At 69.7% G+C, this 15,772-nt stretch carries 14 protein-coding genes; 11 read left to right on the top strand and 3 right to left on the bottom strand.

The genetic code is table 11. From position 1 onward, the window contains the following. Positions 1-14: 14 nt before the first annotated feature. The 4 genes from ACLF6J_RS12390 to ACLF6J_RS12375 all read left to right on the top strand — a co-directional run bounded on the left by ACLF6J_RS12390 (position 15) and on the right by ACLF6J_RS12375 (position 4,543). Positions 15-1,205, top strand: coding sequence for a heparan-alpha-glucosaminide N-acetyltransferase domain-containing protein (locus ACLF6J_RS12390; protein WP_244093480.1), 1,191 nt, complete (start codon positions 15-17; stop codon positions 1,203-1,205). Positions 1,206-1,214: 9 nt separating this feature from the next. Beyond that, positions 1,215-2,051, top strand: a complete 837-nt coding sequence (locus tag ACLF6J_RS12385) for an aldo/keto reductase (RefSeq protein ID WP_134351820.1) — start codon at positions 1,215-1,217, stop codon at positions 2,049-2,051. 86 nt (positions 2,052-2,137) lie between these two features. After that, entirely contained in the window at positions 2,138-2,707 is a 570-nt protein-coding gene (gene msuE / locus ACLF6J_RS12380; protein WP_131491558.1) for an FMN reductase, read from the top strand. Positions 2,708-2,740: 33 nt separating this feature from the next. Then, positions 2,741-4,543 carry a thioredoxin domain-containing protein gene (locus ACLF6J_RS12375; protein ID WP_134351818.1) on the top strand — a complete coding sequence of 601 codons (1,803 nt, stop codon included), beginning with the start codon at positions 2,741-2,743 and terminating at the stop codon, positions 4,541-4,543. Positions 4,544-4,546: 3 nt separating this feature from the next. Here the strand turns inward: ACLF6J_RS12375 and ACLF6J_RS12370 are convergent, their stop codons facing one another. Beyond that, a complete protein-coding gene (locus tag ACLF6J_RS12370) occupies positions 4,547-4,765 on the bottom strand; it encodes a hypothetical protein (RefSeq protein ID WP_134351816.1) in 219 nt (72 codons plus the stop codon). Positions 4,766-4,812: 47 nt separating this feature from the next. Further along, positions 4,813-6,366, bottom strand: coding sequence for a dolichyl-phosphate-mannose--protein mannosyltransferase (locus ACLF6J_RS12365; RefSeq protein WP_134351814.1), 1,554 nt, complete (start codon positions 6,364-6,366; stop codon positions 4,813-4,815). 62 nt (positions 6,367-6,428) lie between these two features. Here ACLF6J_RS12365 and rsmI point away from each other — a divergent pair, with 62 nt between their 5' ends. The 4 genes from rsmI (at position 6,429) to ACLF6J_RS12345 (ending at position 11,402) form a co-directional block, all read left to right on the top strand. Further along, complete coding sequence (gene rsmI, locus ACLF6J_RS12360) at positions 6,429-7,259, top strand: 16S rRNA (cytidine(1402)-2'-O)-methyltransferase (RefSeq protein ID WP_134351812.1); 831 nt, start codon at positions 6,429-6,431, stop codon at positions 7,257-7,259. A gap of 69 nt (positions 7,260-7,328) precedes the next feature. Further along, entirely contained in the window at positions 7,329-8,870 is a 1,542-nt protein-coding gene (locus ACLF6J_RS12355; protein WP_134351810.1) for a molybdopterin-dependent oxidoreductase, read from the top strand. A gap of 64 nt (positions 8,871-8,934) precedes the next feature. Beyond that, positions 8,935-10,512, top strand: coding sequence for a methionine--tRNA ligase (metG, locus tag ACLF6J_RS12350; protein ID WP_134351808.1), 1,578 nt, complete (start codon positions 8,935-8,937; stop codon positions 10,510-10,512). A 14-nt stretch (positions 10,513-10,526) separates the two neighbouring features. Next, on the top strand, positions 10,527-11,402 hold the full coding sequence (locus ACLF6J_RS12345) for a TatD family hydrolase (RefSeq protein ID WP_134351806.1): 876 nt from the start codon (positions 10,527-10,529) through the stop codon (positions 11,400-11,402). A gap of 136 nt (positions 11,403-11,538) precedes the next feature. Here ACLF6J_RS12345 and ACLF6J_RS12340 read toward each other — a convergent pair whose 3' ends face one another. Then, the gene (locus ACLF6J_RS12340) at positions 11,539-12,798 is read right to left on the bottom strand and encodes an MFS transporter (protein WP_244093479.1); all 1,260 of its coding nucleotides are present in this window, start codon (positions 12,796-12,798) and stop codon (positions 11,539-11,541) included. A gap of 54 nt (positions 12,799-12,852) precedes the next feature. Between ACLF6J_RS12340 and rsmA the strand changes: the two genes are divergently transcribed. The 3 genes from rsmA to ACLF6J_RS12325 are packed head-to-tail and all read left to right on the top strand — an operon-like array spanning position 12,853 to position 15,750. Continuing rightward, the gene (rsmA, locus tag ACLF6J_RS12335; protein ID WP_134351804.1) at positions 12,853-13,746 is read left to right on the top strand and encodes a 16S rRNA (adenine(1518)-N(6)/adenine(1519)-N(6))-dimethyltransferase RsmA; all 894 of its coding nucleotides are present in this window, start codon (positions 12,853-12,855) and stop codon (positions 13,744-13,746) included. After that, positions 13,743-14,810 (top strand): L-glyceraldehyde 3-phosphate reductase, encoded by a 1,068-nt coding sequence (gene mgrA, locus ACLF6J_RS12330; RefSeq protein WP_047519163.1) that lies wholly within the window; start codon positions 13,743-13,745, stop codon positions 14,808-14,810. The genes rsmA and mgrA overlap by 4 nt, the downstream gene beginning before the upstream one ends. A 7-nt stretch (positions 14,811-14,817) precedes the next feature. Further along, positions 14,818-15,750 carry a 4-(cytidine 5'-diphospho)-2-C-methyl-D-erythritol kinase gene (locus ACLF6J_RS12325; RefSeq protein WP_131491566.1) on the top strand — a complete coding sequence of 311 codons (933 nt, stop codon included), beginning with the start codon at positions 14,818-14,820 and terminating at the stop codon, positions 15,748-15,750. Positions 15,751-15,772 lie beyond the last annotated feature (22 nt).

The following is a 15,772-nucleotide window of genomic DNA, read 5'->3' as shown; positions in this document are numbered from 1 at the left end:
CCTACGATCAACGGGTGATCAACGCACTGCCTCCCGTCCGGTGGTTCCGCGAATTCGGGCGACCTCCGCGCATCCTCGGCCTCGATGTCGCCCGGGCCCTGGCCATCCTCGGCATGGTCGGAGCGCACATCGGCGAGACCGAGTCTTTCGACTGGTTCGAACCGTCGACGTGGACCTCTCTGGTGAACGGGCGTTCGTCGATCCTGTTCGCGGTGCTCGCCGGAGTCTCGATCGCGCTGATGACCGGGCGCAGCACGCTGCCTGAGCGCGAGCGCATCCCCGGCATCCGTCTGAATCTCATCGGCCGGGGTGCGGTGATCTTCGTGATCGGCCTGGCGTTGGAGATGCTGAACACCCCGATCGCGATCATCCTCACCCTTTACGGGCTCCTGTACGTCGCGGTGATCCCGTTCCTGCGCTGGCGGCCCTGGCAGTTGCTGACCGGAGCGGCCGTGCTCGCGCTCCTCGGGCCGGCGCTGCTCGCGTTCCTGAACGCGGTGATGCTGCACCCCTTCGGGTCGGGCATCGGCTTCGTCCTGTACGGCACCTATCCGATCACGGTCTGGCTGGCGCTCGTCCTCGGCGGTATGGCCCTGGGGCGGATGCACGTGGAGCAGGTGCGCACCGCCGTGGTCGCGCTGATCGTCGGTTTCGTATTGGCGGTCGCCGGGTACGGCCTCGGTGCCCTCGGACAGGCCGCGGGGATCACCGGCGCCGTCAGCGGGAGCTCGTCGTTCAGCGGGAGCTCGTCGTTCGAGGGGAGCTCGTCGTTCGAGGGGAGCTCGTCCGGGTGGGCGGAGTACCCGCAGGCGCTCGCCGAAGCGGATCCCGGGGGAGCGGTGCTCCTGGCCGTCTTCTCGGTCGATCCGCACAGCGGGGGAACGGCCGAGGTCCTCGGCTCCGGGGGCTTCGCACTCGTCGTGATCGCGCTGTGTCTGCTGGCGAGTCGACCCTTGCGGGGGGTGCTGCTGCCGTTGGGAGCACTCGGATCCATGCCGTTGACGGCATACAGCGTGCATGTGCTCTCGATCGTCCTGGTGAGCGGACCCGGTGGGTTCTTCTCGAGCAACGATTTCTGGGCGGCGACCACGCTGGGGCTGCTGGTGCTCACGACGCTCTGGTCGATGTTCTTCGGGCGCGGTCCGCTGGAACGCCTGGTCGGGCGCGGCGCCGCGGCGATGGCGGCTGTCCCACACCGGTCCTAGGCTGGGGCGATGAGCATTCCTGCACTCGAACTGAACGACGGCAACTCCATCCCGCAACTCGGCTACGGCGTCTTCAAGGTGCCGCCGGCAGACACCGAGCGTGCGGTGAGCGAGGCGCTCGAAATCGGCTACCGCCACATCGACACCGCGGCGATCTACGGCAATGAAGAGGGCGTGGGCGCCGCCATCGCTTCCTCGGGCATCGCACGCGACGACCTGTTCATCACGACCAAGCTCTGGAACGACCGCCACCACGACGAGGAGCCGCGCGCGGCCATCGCCGAGAGTCTCGAGAAGCTCGGTCTGGAGAAGGTCGATCTGTACCTCGTGCACTGGCCCACACCGGCCAAGGACGACTACGTGCACGCGTTCGCGAAGCTGGTCGAGCTGCGCGACGCAGGCCTCACCCGCAGCATCGGCGTCTCGAACTTCCTCGTGCCCCACCTGGAGCGCACGCTGAAGGAGACGGGCGTGGTCCCCGCGGTGAACCAGATCGAGCTGCACCCGGCCTACCAGCAGCGCGACGTGGTCGCCTGGGCCGACGCCAACGGCGTGCGCATCGAGGCATGGGGTCCGCTCGGGCAGGGCAAGTACGACCTGTTCGGGACGCCCGCGGTCGCGGATGCCGCGACGGCGCACGGTGTCACCCCGGCACAGGCCGTGCTGCGCTGGCACCTGCAGAAGGGCATCATCGTGTTCCCGAAGTCGGTGCGCGCCGAACGTCTGCGCGAGAACCTCGACGTGTTCGGCTTCGAACTGACCGACGCCGAGGTCGCGGCGATCGACGCCCTCGACCCTCTCGACGGCTCGGGCCGCGTGGGGTCGCACCCGGACGAGGTCAACTGACCCCGTGATACCGGGGCTCTCGGGCCCAGATGACGCCCCGTGTCGCCGTGCGCGACAGGGGGCGTCGTCGTGAGTACCGTCGAGGCATGACAGCTCCGTTCCGCGTCGTCGCCGTGTCGGGATCCCTGCACGAGCCCAGCAAGACCACCGCCCTGGTCCGCGCGATCACGGCCGCCGTCGCCGAGCGCGCCGACGTCGAGGCGCAGCTCATCGAGCTGACGCAGATCGGCCCCGGGCTGGCGGGTGCGCTGCACCGTGACCAGCTGGCGCCGGAGGTCGAAGCGCAGTTGCAGGCGATCGAATCCGCCGACCTGCTCATCGTGGGCAGCCCCGTCTACCGAGCCTCGTTCACCGGGCTCTTCAAGCACCTGTTCGACTTCGTCGGCCAATACGACCTCGTGGGAAAGCCCGTGCTGCTCGCGGCGACCGGCGGCGGAGAGAAGCACGCCCTGATCATCGAGCACCAGCTGCGGCCGTTGTTCGCGTTCTTCCAGGCGCTCACCCTTCCACTCGGGGTGTACGCGAGCAACACGGACTTCGACGGCTACGAGATCGCTTCCGACGTGCTGCGCGCCCGCATCGCACTGGCCGCGGATCGTGCCCTGCCTCTGGTCGGCTACGCGGCCTCCCGTCCGGTGGAGCTGCTGGTCGGCTGACCGCGTCACCGTCGCGCGGCGTAGCGTGAAGGCATGACCAACCGGCTCGCCGACACCCTCAGTCCGTACCTCCGTGCGCATGCCGACAACCCCGTCGACTGGTATCCGTGGGGCGAGGAAGCGTTCGCGGAGGCGAGGCGACGCGATGTGCCGCTGTTGATCTCGATCGGCTACTCGACCTGTCACTGGTGTCACGTGATGGCACGCGAATCGTTCGCCGACCCGGAGACCGCCGCGCGGATCAACGAGGGCTTCGTCGCGGTCAAGGTCGATCGCGAGGAGCATCCGCAGGTCGACGGTGCCTACATGGCGGCGGCTTCGGCGTTCACCCAGAACCTCGGTTGGCCGCTCACGGTCTTCGCCACCCCGCGCGGGCGCGCCTTCTTCGCCGGCACCTACTGGCCGCCGGAGGCTCGGCCGCCGATGCCGGCGTTCCGTGACGTCCTCGCCGCGGTCGGGGAGGCGTGGACACTGCGGCGGGTGCAGGCAGAGGAGTCGGCGGATGCCGTGACCGATGCGCTCACCCGTGCGGCGGAGGCCACGCCCTCCGAACTCCCGGACGTGGTCGCGATCGCGACGGCTGCGGAGTCGATCGCCCAGCGGGAGGATCAGCAGTTCGGCGGCTTCGGCGGCGCCCCGAAGTTCCCCGTCGCTACCACGTTGCGATTCCTGCAGCATCCGCTCGTGCGGGAGGGTGCTCCGGAGGCGGGGGCGTCAGCAGGACGCGCGCTCGCCGCGATGAGCCGATCGGACCTGCACGATGCCGACGGCGGGTTCTTCCGCTACGCCACCCAGCGCGACTGGACGGTGCCGCACTACGAGCGGATGCTGACCGACAACGCGCAGCTGCTCGACCTCGCACGCGACGCGGGGGAGGAGGGCGTCGTCCGCGGGATCGTGTCATTCCTGACCGGGACCCTGCAGCGTGACGGCGGCGGGTTCGGTGCCGCCCAGGATTCGGAGTCGTGGCTCGAGGGCGTTCGCAGCGAGGGCGGGTACTACCGGCGTGCGCTGTCCGAACGTGCGGGCCTTGCGCCGCCGGCTGTCGACGGCAAGGTGATCACCGGGTGGAACGGCCTCGCGATCGGCGCGCTCGCCCGGGCCGGGGCGACCTTCGGGGAGCGGAGCTGGATCGATGCCGCCGCGTCCGCCGCGGACGAGGTGCTGCGGGTCAACCGCGATGCCGACGGCGCTCTCGTGCGCGCGTCCTTCGAGGGGCGGGCCTCTGCCGCGGTCGCGACCGCGGCAGATCGTGGCCTTCTCGCCGACGGTCTGTTCGCTCTGGCCCTGGCCACCGGCGAGGCGACCTGGGCGGTGGCGGCCCGCGGGATCCTCGACGACGCACTGGAGGGCACAGCGGGTGAGGATCCGTTGCTGTCGGCCCAAGGGATCGCGACCTCGCCCGACCAGACCGACGGCGACCTGCCCTCGGATGCCGCGGCCGTGGCCGGCGCCGCACTGACCGCCTGGTGGCTGGGAGCGGGGGACCGGTATCGCGCCGCTGCCGTGTCGACGGTGAGCATGCTGGCCGCGCGGGCGCTGGAGCAGCCCTTCGCCCACGGCACCCTGCTGCGGGTGGCTGCGGGCCTCGCGATCCCGCCGCGCCAACTCGTCGTGGTCACCGGAGCGCGCGACAGTGCGCTCGGCCTCGCGGGCAGGGGTGCGGATGCCGAAGTCGTCGCCGTGGTCACGCCCGATCAGGCGCGGGCGTTCACGGATGCCGGATTCACCCTGTTCGAGGGCAAGGACGCGGTGGCGGAACGCGCCTATGACTGCCGCGCGTTCGTGTGCCGGTTGCCCGTGAGTGACCCGGCCGAGGTGTCGATCGGGCGGTGACGGTCAGTTCTGGTTGCGCGGATGCCGGCGGGCGGTGCGCTCGTTGCCGTGGCGGTAGTTCCCGGTCACGCGCGCCATCAGCAGCTGCGCGTCGCCGCTCGCGGCCTGCGCGAGGAACTCCTGGGCCCGTGCGCCGCGCAGCACGGTCGCGGTGACGCCGCGATGGCGGATGACGACGTCGTCACCGCGCACCGCGAACTCGAATCCGGAGGGGCTGCCCATGCGGCGAGCCTAGCGCCCGGTGATTCGGTGGCTCGACGGCGCGGTGCTCACACCCAGCCGGGCAGCCAGTTGTGCAGCAGCCAGAACTGGTACGGCACGCTCATCCCGGTCCACAGCGGCAGGAAGAACACCGACACGAGAACGACGAACGCGAGGAAGATCAGCACCGTGCGCTCGCCGGACTGCCGACGGTACAAGGGGTCTTCGCGTCGTCCGGCGATGATCCGCAGCGTCATGGTGAGCGCGAGCACGAGGAACGGCATCATCACCACCGTGTAGAACTGGAAGATCGTGCGCTCGGGGAACATCAGCCACGGGAGGTAGGTGACCGCCAGGCCGACCAGGGGGACGGTCAGTGCGGGCGCGATCGGCTGCCGGGCGATCCAGCTCCGCACCAGCCGGTAGAGCAGGTACACCGCTGCCGCCACCCCGCCGTACCAGATGAGCGGATTCGGCACGGCGGAGATCACGCCGATGCAGTGGTCCGTGCCGCAGCCGGTGGGATCGGAATCCACCCAGACCGCCGTCGGGCGCAGCAGGAACGGCCACTCCCAGGCGGGACTCGCGTAGGGGTGTCCGCGGCTCAGGCCGACGTGGAAGCCGAGCATCGACTCGTGGTACTTCCACAGCGCGAGCAGCGGGTTCGGGTCGCTCTGCCGGTCGTAGCCCCCCGAGGTCAGGAGCCACCCCGTCCAGCTGACCAGGTACACGGCCAGCGCGGGGAAGACGAACAGGACGAACGAGACCGGCCCCTGCCGGAACGCGGCGGCGGTCGGCCACAGCACCACGCCGGCCCGACGCCTCGCCAACGCGTCGGTCACCACGACGTAGAGGCCGAAACCGGCGAGGACGTACAAGCCCGACCACTTCACGGCAGAAGCCGCACCCAGGGCGGCACCGGCGGCGATCAGCCACGGCCGGCGCCACAGCACCGGCCCCCAGAACGGGTCGGGCGCCTCGGGATCGCGTCGCTCGAGCTGCGGGATCGTGCGCTGCCGATCGATGAGGACGAACAGCACGCCGAGCAGGACGAAGAACGTCAGGATGCCGTCGAGCAGCGCGATCCGGCTCATCACGATGCTCAGGCCGTCGATCGCCAGCAGCGTTCCGGCGACGGATGCCACGACCACCGAGCCGCTCAGACGCCGGGCGATCAGATACACCAGGAGGACCGAGCCCGCTCCGAGGATCGCGGTGGCCAGACGCCATCCGCCGCTGTTCTCGGGCCCGCCGATCGCCATGCCCAGCGCGATGAGCCACTTGCCGAGCGGGGGATGCACGATGAACGAGCCCGCATCCGAGAGCGGGAGGCTCTGCCCGGTCGCGAACGCCTCGTTCGCCTCGCCACCCCAGGTGCCCTCGTAGCCGAGCGTCCACAGGGACCAGGCGTCCTTGACGTAGTAGGTCTCATCGAAGGCGAGCTCATGCGGGTGGGACACGCCGACCAGGCGCAGCACCGCGGCCACTGCGGTGATCACCAGCGGCGCGAGCCACCGGATCGCGCGGCCCCAGTCCGGGTCCTGCAGCAGCCGGTCCCGCAACCGTCCGTAGTGCGTCAGCCGCGCCTCGGGGGCGGGCAGGAGCGGGTCGGGCGCGGTCACCGCTCCAGCCTAGACAACGCCCCTTCCGGGGGAGCTGCATCCGGCGCGCCTAAGCTGGGCGGGTGATCATCCTCGCCGCCACCCCGATCGGAAACCTGGGCGACGCGTCGCGACGCCTCGTGGAGGTGCTGGAGAACACGGAGGTCGTCGTCGCGGAAGACACCCGCACCACGCAGCGTCTGCTCAAGGCACTGCAGATCGACAACCGTCCTCGTCTGATCGCACTGCACGACCACAACGAGAAGCAGAAGGCCGCCGAACTGGCTGCGCTCGCGGCGGAGACCGACATCGTGGTGATGAGCGACGCAGGAATGCCGACCGTCAGCGACCCCGGCTACGGGCTGGTGGCCGAGGCCGTGGCGCAGGGGGTCACCGTCACCGCGATCCCCGGTCCGAGCGCCGTGCTGATGGCGCTCGCGATCTCGGGACTTCCGACCGACCGCTTCACGTTCGAGGGGTTCCTCCCGCGCAAGCCGGGGGAGCGGCGATCGAGCCTCCGCGCCCTGGCCGCCGAGCCGCGCACCATGGTCTTCTTCGAGTCTCCGGCCCGGCTCGCGAGCGCTCTCGCCGACATGGGCGCTGCGTTCGGCGACGAGCGGCGGATCGCGGTGTGCCGTGAGCTCACGAAGCTGTACGAGGAGGTCCGCCGTGGCACCGCGGCCGAGCTCCAGGAGTGGGCCGAGAACGGCGTGAAGGGCGAGATCGTCGTCGTCGTCGAAGGAGCCGCGCGCCGGGATGCCTCCCCGGAAGATGCTCTGGCGCAGGTGCAGAGGCTGGTCGCGGAAGGCGTCCGCTTGAAGGACGCGTCCTCCGAGGTCGCCGCGCTGACCGGTCTCTCCTCCCGCGACCTCTACCAGGCCGCCCTCGCCGCCCGCTCCGGGGCCGGTGCCTGAGATCGCCACGACTGCGGTTCGTAAGAATTGCGGGGAATCCGGGAACGTCCGCCGCGTTACCCTCAGGTCATGACGAACCCGACACGTGCGACGAGGGAGGACACGTTCCGCGCCGCCGCAGCGGGGTTGAGCGCATCGTTCCTCGCCGTCGGCCTGGCGGAACTCGTCGCCGCGGTGGTGGAGCCGAGCGCGAGCCCGTTCGCCGTGATCGGCAGCGGGCTCATCGACCTCGCTCCGAGCTGGGCGAAGGACACCGCCATCGCGCTGTTCGGCACCGGTGACAAGGCGGCCCTGATCGTGGGCATCGCCGTGGTGCTCGTGGTCGTCGCCGCTGTCGCGGGAATCCTGGAGCGACGACGGTCCGGTGTCGGTGCCGTGATCCTGGGGGCGCTCGGTGCTCTCGCCGTCGTCGCGGCGATGGTTCGCCCCGGCGCGGGGCCGTTCGCCTGGCTGCCCGGGCTGGTCGCCGGTCTCGTCGCCGTGGTCGTCCTGCGCCTCCTGATCGCCCGACTGCGTCCGGTCGCAGGGCTCGGACCCGACGACGAGGACCGGAGGCGATTCCTGCTGTGGACCGCGGGTGTCGCCGCAGCGGGTGCCGTCGCGCTCATCGTCGGCAACGTCGCGCGCGGCGCGAGCCGATCGATCGAAGCGGTCCGCGACGCGCTGCGGCTGCCCTCGGCGGCACGCGCAGCAGCGGCGGTTCCCGCCGGTGCCGAGCTGGGGATACCCGGCCTCGCCCCTGTCGTCACTCCGAATGCGGACTTCTACCGCATCGACACCGCGCTCATCGTGCCGCGGGTGGACCCGGCCGACTGGTCGTTGCGCATCCACGGGATGGTCGAGCGCGAGATGGAGATCACCTGGGACGAGTTGCTCGCGATGCCGATGCAGGAGTCCGACGTCACGCTCGCGTGCGTGTCGAACGAGGTCGGCGGATCCCTGATCGGCAACGCGCGCTGGCTCGGGCTCCCCGTGCGGGATCTGCTCGCGCGCGCGGGCGTCGATGCCGATGCCGACATGGTGCTCTCGACCTCGGCCGACGGGTTCACGGCGTCCACACCGATCGAGGCCCTCACCGACGACCGCGATGCGCTGCTCGCGATCGGGATGAACGGCGAGCCCCTGCCGATCGAACACGGCTTCCCGGTGCGGATGGTGGTGCCGGGGCTGTACGGCTACGTGTCCGCCACGAAGTGGGTCACGCAACTGGAGGTGACGCGGTTCGACCGCGCCACCGCCTATTGGACGACACGCGGATGGTCCGAGCGCGGACCCATCAAGCTGCAGTCGCGCATCGACGTCCCTCGCCGCGGGCAGCAGGTCACCGCGGGGGATGCGGTCATCGCGGGGATGGCCTGGCAGCAGCACGTCGGCATCGCGGGAGTGGAGGTGCGTATCGACGACGGGCCGTGGCGCGCGGCCGAGCTCGCGACCGCGATCTCCACCGACACGTGGGTGCAGTGGAGCCTCGACTGGGTCGCGGAGAGCGGCACGCACACCATCGAGTGCCGGGCGCTCAACGTCGACGGCGAGACGCAGACATCCGATCCTGCGGCTCCCGCCCCCGACGGCGCACAGGGTTGGCATCGCATCGACGTCTCGGTGGCCTGAGCGCGGGATGCGACCGCCGCCCACACGGCGTAACCACGCCCCGCATCCCACCTAGAATTGCTCCATGCCCGCAGGCGAATCGTTCTACATCACCACACCCATCTACTACCCGTCCGACGTGCCCCACATCGGCCACGGGTACACGACGGTGGCCGTCGACACGCTCGCACGGTGGCACCGCCAGGCGGGCGACGACACCTGGATGCTCACGGGCACCGACGAGCACGGCCAGAAGATGCTGCGGGCGGCCGCGGCGAACAACGTCACGCCGCAGGAGTGGGTCGACAAGCTCGTCAGCGAGAGCTGGTTCCCGCTGCTGACCACGCTCGACGTCGCCAACGACGACTTCATCCGCACCACCCAGGAGCGCCACGAGACGAACGTGCAGACGTTCTTCCAGCGCCTGTGCGACCGCGGCTACATCTATGCGGGCGAGTACGAGGCGCTCTACTGCGTGGGCTGCGAGGAGTTCAAGCCCGAGTCGGAGATCGTCGACGGCACCGGTCCCTTCGAGGGCCTGAAGGTGTGCGCCATCCACTCGAAGCCGCTGGAGCTGCTGCAGGAGAAGAACTACTTCTTCAAGCTCAGCGAGTTCCAGGACCGGCTGCTCGAGCTCTACAAGACGCGACCCGACTTCGTGCGCCCCGACTCGGCGCGCAACGAGGTGGTGTCGTTCGTGAGCCAGGGCCTCAAAGACCTGTCGATCTCGCGGTCGACCTTCGACTGGGGCATCCCGCTCCCGTGGGACGAGTCGCACGTCATCTACGTGTGGGTCGATGCGCTCCTGAACTACGCCACGGCCGTCGGCTACGGCTCCGATGAAGAGACCTTCGAGCGTCGCTGGCCCGCCTACCACGTGGTCGGCAAGGACATCCTGCGCTTCCACGCCGTCATCTGGCCGGCTCTGCTGATGGCGGCCGGCCTCGAGGTGCCGCAGGGCGTCTTCGCGCACGGCTGGCTGCTGGTCGGCGGCGAGAAGATGTCGAAGTCGAAGCTGACCGGCATCGCGCCGACCGAGATCACCGATGTCTTCGGGTCCGACGCCTACCGCTTCTACTTCCTCTCCGCCATCGCCTTCGGACAGGACGGGTCCTTCTCGTGGGAAGACCTGTCCGCGCGCTATCAGGCTGAGCTCGCCAACGGCTTCGGCAACCTGGCTTCGCGCACGACGGCGATGATCGAGAAGTACTTCGAGGGCATCGTGCCGCCGGCGGCCGAGTACACCGAGAAGGACCTCGCCATCCAGAAGATCGTCGCGGAGGCGGCGGCGAACGCGGATGCGGCGGTCACGCAGTTCCGCATCGACGAGGCCATCGCCGCGATCTGGACGATCGTCGACGCCCTCAACGGCTACATCACCGAGAACGAGCCGTGGGCGCTGGCCCGCGACGAGGACCAGCGCGCGCGTCTGGGCACGGTGCTCTACACCTGCGCTGAGGGGCTGCGCGCACTCGCCGTGCTGCTGTCGCCCGTGATGCCGCAGTCGACCGAGAAGCTCTGGATCGCGCTCGGCGCTGCGGAGACCTTGGGCCGTCTGCAGGACCAGCCGATCCGCGAGGCCGGAGCCTGGGGTGTGCTGCGCCCCGGTACCAGCGTCAACGGCCTCGCACCGCTGTTCCCGCGGGTGGAGTCCACGGCCTGAGCCGGTCGGACGAGATGGCGGACACCTATGTGCGCGAGCGCTCGGGCGACGGACGCAAGGATCTGAAGTACCCGGCCGCCCCCGAGCCGCTGACGGTTCCGGTGTACGACAACCATGCGCACCTGGAGATCGTGGACGGCGACGAACCGCTGTCGCTGACCGAGCAGCTCGATCGGGCGGCGGCGGTGGGCATCGCCGGTGTCGTGCAGGCCTCCGGCGACATCGAGTCCTCGCGGTGGGCGGTCGAGGCCGCGGCCACCGATCCGCGAGTCCTGGCTGCGGTCGCGATCCATCCGAACGACGCGCCGACGTATGCGGAGGAGGGGCGTCTCGACGAGGCGATCGCGGTGATCGACGAGCTCGCCGCGCATCCGCGCACCCGCGCGATCGGCGAGACCGGGCTCGATTTCTTCCGCACGGAGCCGGAGCGACGGGCTCCGCAGTTCGAGTCGTTCGAGGCGCACATCGATCTCGCGAAGAAGCACGGCATCGCCATGCAGATCCACGATCGGGATGCGCACGACGCGGTGCTGGAGACCCTCGCCCGTGTCGGTGCTCCGGAGCGGACGGTCTTCCACTGCTTCTCGGGAGATGACGCGATGGCGCGCATTTGCGCGGACGCCGGCTACCACCTGTCGTTCGCGGGCAACGTCACGTTCAAGAACGCCCAGAACCTGCGCGACGCGCTGAAGGTCACGCCGCTCGATCGCCTCCTGGTCGAGACGGATGCGCCGTTCCTGACCCCCGTGCCACTGCGGGGCCGACCGAACGCGCCCTACCTCGTCCCGATCACGGTGCGTTTCATGGCGGCCGAGCTCGGTGTGGAGGTGGATGAGCTGTGTGCCCAGCTCGCCGAGAACACGCTCAGGATCTACGGTTCGTTCGTCTGAAGCTGTTCCACCGGCTTCGCAGTACACGTGTCGGGAGTTTGCGCATATGTCGGAGCAAAAGGGCGATTCCTCCCGACAAGCGCCCATCCTCCCGACAAGTGCGCAGCGGATGCCCGGTCGGCGAGGGGCGGAAGGATCAGGCGGCGTCGATCGGATCGGGATCGGCAACCGGCTTCGCGCTCACGATGTGTGAGATCGGCTTCCACACCAGCAGCAGTGTGAGTGCCGCGCCGCCGAACGCGAACCACCACGGGGCGGTCAGGCCCCAGACCTGGGCGATCACGCCGCCGAGCGCCTGCCCGACGATCATGCCGCCGAAGACTCCGACCATGTTCACGGAGGCCACGCGACCCTGAAGCTCAGCGGGGACCAGCCGCTGCCGGACGGTGGTCGAGATCGTCGCCCACACGAACGCGTACGCGCCGAAGAAGAACATGATGATCAGCGCGACCCAGCCGGTGGTGGTCAGCGCAAACGACAGATGCATGAGCACTTCGAGCGAGAGCACGATGCGCATCAGGGTGGCGAAGGACACGTGCCGTTCGAGCCACCCGAAGCTGAGGGTCGCGAGGATCCCGCCTGCCGCCGATGCGGTCGTGAGTGCCCCGTACCCGACGGCGCCCATCTGCAGGTGTTCCGTCGCGTAGAGCACGAGCACACCCCAGGGAGCTGCCCACGTGATGTTGAAGACGAGGATGATCAGCACGAGCATCCGCACCGGAGGATTGCGCCACAGCCACCGCAGCCCCTCGGCGATGTCGGTGTGCACGGGCGAGTGGGCCTCGGCGGCTCGGGGCGGCACGGGCGTTTTCGCCATGCGGGAGATGAGGACGACCGCGAGTGCCACGCACACCGCTTCGAGCAGGAACGGCCAGGCCATGCCCGCGGCGAACAGGAACGCGCCCAGCGGGGGACCGGCGAACTGATTCGCGACCAGATAGCCGGCCTGCAGGCGGGCATTGCCGATGCCGAGGTCGGCGGGCTTCACGAGCATCGGCAGGAGGGTGCTCCCCGTCGTGTCGACGAACACCTCGGCGGTGCCGTAGAGGAAGGCGACGGCGAGCACGATCCAGATGTTCGCGGCGCCCGTGACGAGGAACATGCACAGCGCGACGAGGACCACCGCGCGTGCGGCGTTCGCGAGCATGACCAGTCGGCGACGGTCGAAGCGGTCGGCGATCGCCCCCGCGTGCAGGCCGAAGAGCAACCACGGGAGGAACTGCAGGATCGCCCCCGTCGCCACCAGCATGGGCGATGACGTCATGGATGCGATCAGCAGGGGCGCGGCGGCGAGAGCCACTCCGTCACCGACGTTGCTGGTCCACGACGACGCGAGCAGCCAGCGGAAATCCCGACCCATGCGACGTGGGGCGACGATCTCTCCGAGTGATGGCACCAGAGAAGACTACTGACGGCGGGGGACATCTGCCGCGTGGGGGACAATGGGAGGATGACCGTCACCCTGCTCGGCGCCACCGAGATCCGCCGCCTCGCCGCTGAGCTCGACGTCACTCCGACGAAGAAACTCGGCCAGAACTTCGTCACGGACGCCAACACCGTCCGCAAGATCGTGCAGGCGGCCCGGGTGCAGCCGAGCGAGCGCGTGGTCGAGGTCGGCCCCGGACTCGGCTCGCTCACGCTGGCGATCCTGGAGACCGGGGCTTCGGTCACCGCGGTCGAGATCGATCACCGCCTCGCCGCGCGACTCGCCGAGACCGCCGCCGCGCACGGCGTGGAGGCCGAGCGGCTCACGGTCGTCGACGCCGACGCCCTGCGCATCGTGGAACTGCCCGGAGAGCCGACCGTGCTGGTCGCGAACCTCCCGTACAACGTGTCGGTGCCGGTGCTGCTGCACTTCCTCGAGAGCTTCCCCTACCTGCAACGCGGCGTGGTGATGGTCCAGGCCGAGGTCGCCGAGAGGCTCGCCGCCGAACCGGGCTCCAAGATCTACGGGTCGCCCAGCGTCAAGGCCGCCTGGTACGGCGAGTGGAAGCTCTCCGGCACCGTCTCCCGCCAGGTGTTCTGGCCGGTGCCGAACGTCGACAGCCTGCTCGTCGGCTTCGACCGTTCCGAAGGGGAGCGGGGGACCGAGGAGGAGCGTCGCCGCACGTTCCGGATCGTCGATGCGGCGTTCAACCAGCGCCGCAAGATGCTCCGCCAGGCTCTGTCGGGGATATTCGGCAGCTCCGCAGCGGCGTCCGACGTGTTGACCGCCGCCGGTGTCGCACCGACGGCGCGGGGCGAAGATCTCACCGTCGAGGACTACCACCGGATCGCGCAGCAGGCGGCGGCGTCCGATGTCCTCGACGACGACGTCGCCTCACCCAGTAATCTGGCACCGTGACCGACTCCCCCCGCTTCCGCCCCGATGTCCCCGAGCTGCACCGTCCGTATGCCGCGGACGAGAGCCGCTATCAGCAGTTCGCCTACCGCCAGGTCGGCACGTCCGGCCTGTATCTGCCCCCGATCTCGCTCGGGCTGTGGTGGAACTTCGGCGACAACATCCCGCTCGACAACCAACGCGCACTGCTGCGCCACGCGTTCGACCGCGGCATCACGCACTTCGATCTGGCGAACAACTACGGCCCGCCCTACGGCTCGGCCGAGAAGAACTTCGGTCGCATCTTCGCGGAGGACTTCCGTCCGTACCGCGACGAGCTGATCATCTCGTCGAAGGCCGGCTGGGATATGTGGCCCGGCCCCTACGGCGACTTCGCGAGCCGCAAGTACATCCTCGCCAGCGCCGAGCAGTCGCTGACCCGCATGGGTCTCGACTACGTCGACATCTTCTACTCGCACCGGGTCGACCCGGTCACCCCGATCGCCGAGACGATCGGGGCGCTCGACACCCTCGTGCGTCAGGGCAAGGCGCTCTATGTGGGCATCTCGTCCTACAGCGCCGAGCGCACGGCCGAGGCCGTCGCGGTCGCGAAGGACCTCGGCACGCCGCTGGTCATCCACCAGCCCGCGTATTCGATCCTCAACCGCTGGGTGGAAGACGGCCTGACCGACACCCTCGAGCAGTCGGGCCTGGGTGCGATCGCTTTCACGCCGCTGGCACAGGGGCTGTTGACCGACAAGTACCTGGGGGACGGCACGGCGGAGCGTGCGCAGAAGCGCGGTTCGCTGCCGGACGGGCGCCTCACCGACGAAGCCGTGCAGACGCTGCGTGCGCTGAACGAGGTCGCGAAGGGGCGTGGTCAGTCTCTCGCCCAGCTCGCGCTGCAGTGGACGCTGCGCAACCCCGTCGTGGCTTCCGCCCTGATCGGCGCCTCGCGTCCCGAACAGCTCGACGAGAACATCGCCGCGGTGAACGGACCCGCCTTCCAGACGGAGGAGCTCGCCCGCATCGATGAGCTGGCCGGCGCGATCGACGTGAATCTGTGGGCGAAGTCCTCGGAACTGTGATCCGCTCATGAGCCTCGCCGCGTCCACCGACTCCGTGCACGTACGCGCACCGGGCAAGATCAACGTCTTCCTCGGGGTCGGGGGTCGGCACGACGACGGGTATCACGCGCTGGCGACGGTCTTCCAGGCGGTGTCCCTCTACGAAGACGTCATCGCGCGCCCCGCTGACGAGTTCTCGGTCACGGTCTCCGGGGTGGAGGATGTCGATTCGGTTCCGCTGGATGACCGCAACCTGGCGATGCGCGCGGCCAAGCTCCTCGCCGTCGCCGTGGATCATCGAGGCGGCGTCGCCCTCGAGATCCGCAAGAGCGTGCCGGTCGCCGGCGGCATGGGCGGAGGCTCGGCGGATGCCGCTGCCGCCCTGGTCGCCTGCGATGCGCTGTGGGGAACGGGATTGTCACAAGCACGGCTGCATGACCTCGCCGCCCGTCTCGGCGCGGATGTGCCGTTCGCCCTGCACGGCGGCACCGCGGTCGGAACCGGGCGCGGCGACCAGTTGAACCCGGCGCTCGCCCGCGGACGCTTCGACTGGATCCTGGTGCCCAGTGAGGAGGGCTTGTCGACGCCCGTCGTCTATGGGCGCCTCGACCAGCTGCGCGAGGAGGAGGGCGCGCTCGCCGATGATCCGCCGCTGTCGCTCGACGTGCCGATCCCGGTCCTGCAGGCGCTCCGGTCGGGCGACCCGGGGCAGCTCGCCGCGTGTCTCGAGAACGATCTGCAGCCCGCAGCCCTCTCCGAGCGTCCCGATCTCGCCGACACGATCGCGCAGGGGGTCGCCGCCGGAGCATTGCAGGGCATCGTGTCCGGCTCGGGGCCGACCGTGGCACTCCTGTGCCCCGATCCGGAGACGGCCCAAGACGTGCAGTCCGCTCTGCGGGCGTCCGGATTCGATCCCTTGCACGTGCACGGCCCGGTTCCGGGCGCCCGCATCATCGGCTGACCGGCGGTGCCCGCGGACGACC

Source organism: Microbacterium sp. IO18, from assembly GCF_049099505.1.
GTDB classification, from domain to species: domain Bacteria; phylum Actinomycetota; class Actinomycetes; order Actinomycetales; family Microbacteriaceae; genus Microbacterium; species Microbacterium aurugineum.
Note: the sequence above shows the minus strand (reverse complement) of the source record. Positions and strands in the feature narration are given on the sequence as shown.

Excerpts from the sequence above, each read along its gene's own strand:
- ACLF6J_RS12385 (WP_134351820.1), top strand. The coding sequence starts at position 1,215 with ATGAGCATTCCTGCACTCGAACTGAACGACGGCAACTCCATCCCGCAA.
- msuE (WP_131491558.1), top strand. The coding sequence starts at position 2,138 with ATGACAGCTCCGTTCCGCGTCGTCGCCGTGTCGGGATCCCTGCACGAG.
- ACLF6J_RS12375 (WP_134351818.1), top strand. The coding sequence starts at position 2,741 with ATGACCAACCGGCTCGCCGACACCCTCAGTCCGTACCTCCGTGCGCAT.
- ACLF6J_RS12370 (WP_134351816.1), bottom strand. The coding sequence starts at position 4,765 with ATGGGCAGCCCCTCCGGATTCGAGTTCGCGGTGCGCGGTGACGACGTC.
- ACLF6J_RS12355 (WP_134351810.1), top strand. The coding sequence starts at position 7,329 with ATGACGAACCCGACACGTGCGACGAGGGAGGACACGTTCCGCGCCGCC.
- metG (WP_134351808.1), top strand. The coding sequence starts at position 8,935 with ATGCCCGCAGGCGAATCGTTCTACATCACCACACCCATCTACTACCCG.
- ACLF6J_RS12345 (WP_134351806.1), top strand. The coding sequence starts at position 10,527 with ATGGCGGACACCTATGTGCGCGAGCGCTCGGGCGACGGACGCAAGGAT.
- rsmA (WP_134351804.1), top strand. The coding sequence starts at position 12,853 with ATGACCGTCACCCTGCTCGGCGCCACCGAGATCCGCCGCCTCGCCGCT.
- ACLF6J_RS12325 (WP_131491566.1), top strand. The coding sequence starts at position 14,818 with ATGAGCCTCGCCGCGTCCACCGACTCCGTGCACGTACGCGCACCGGGC.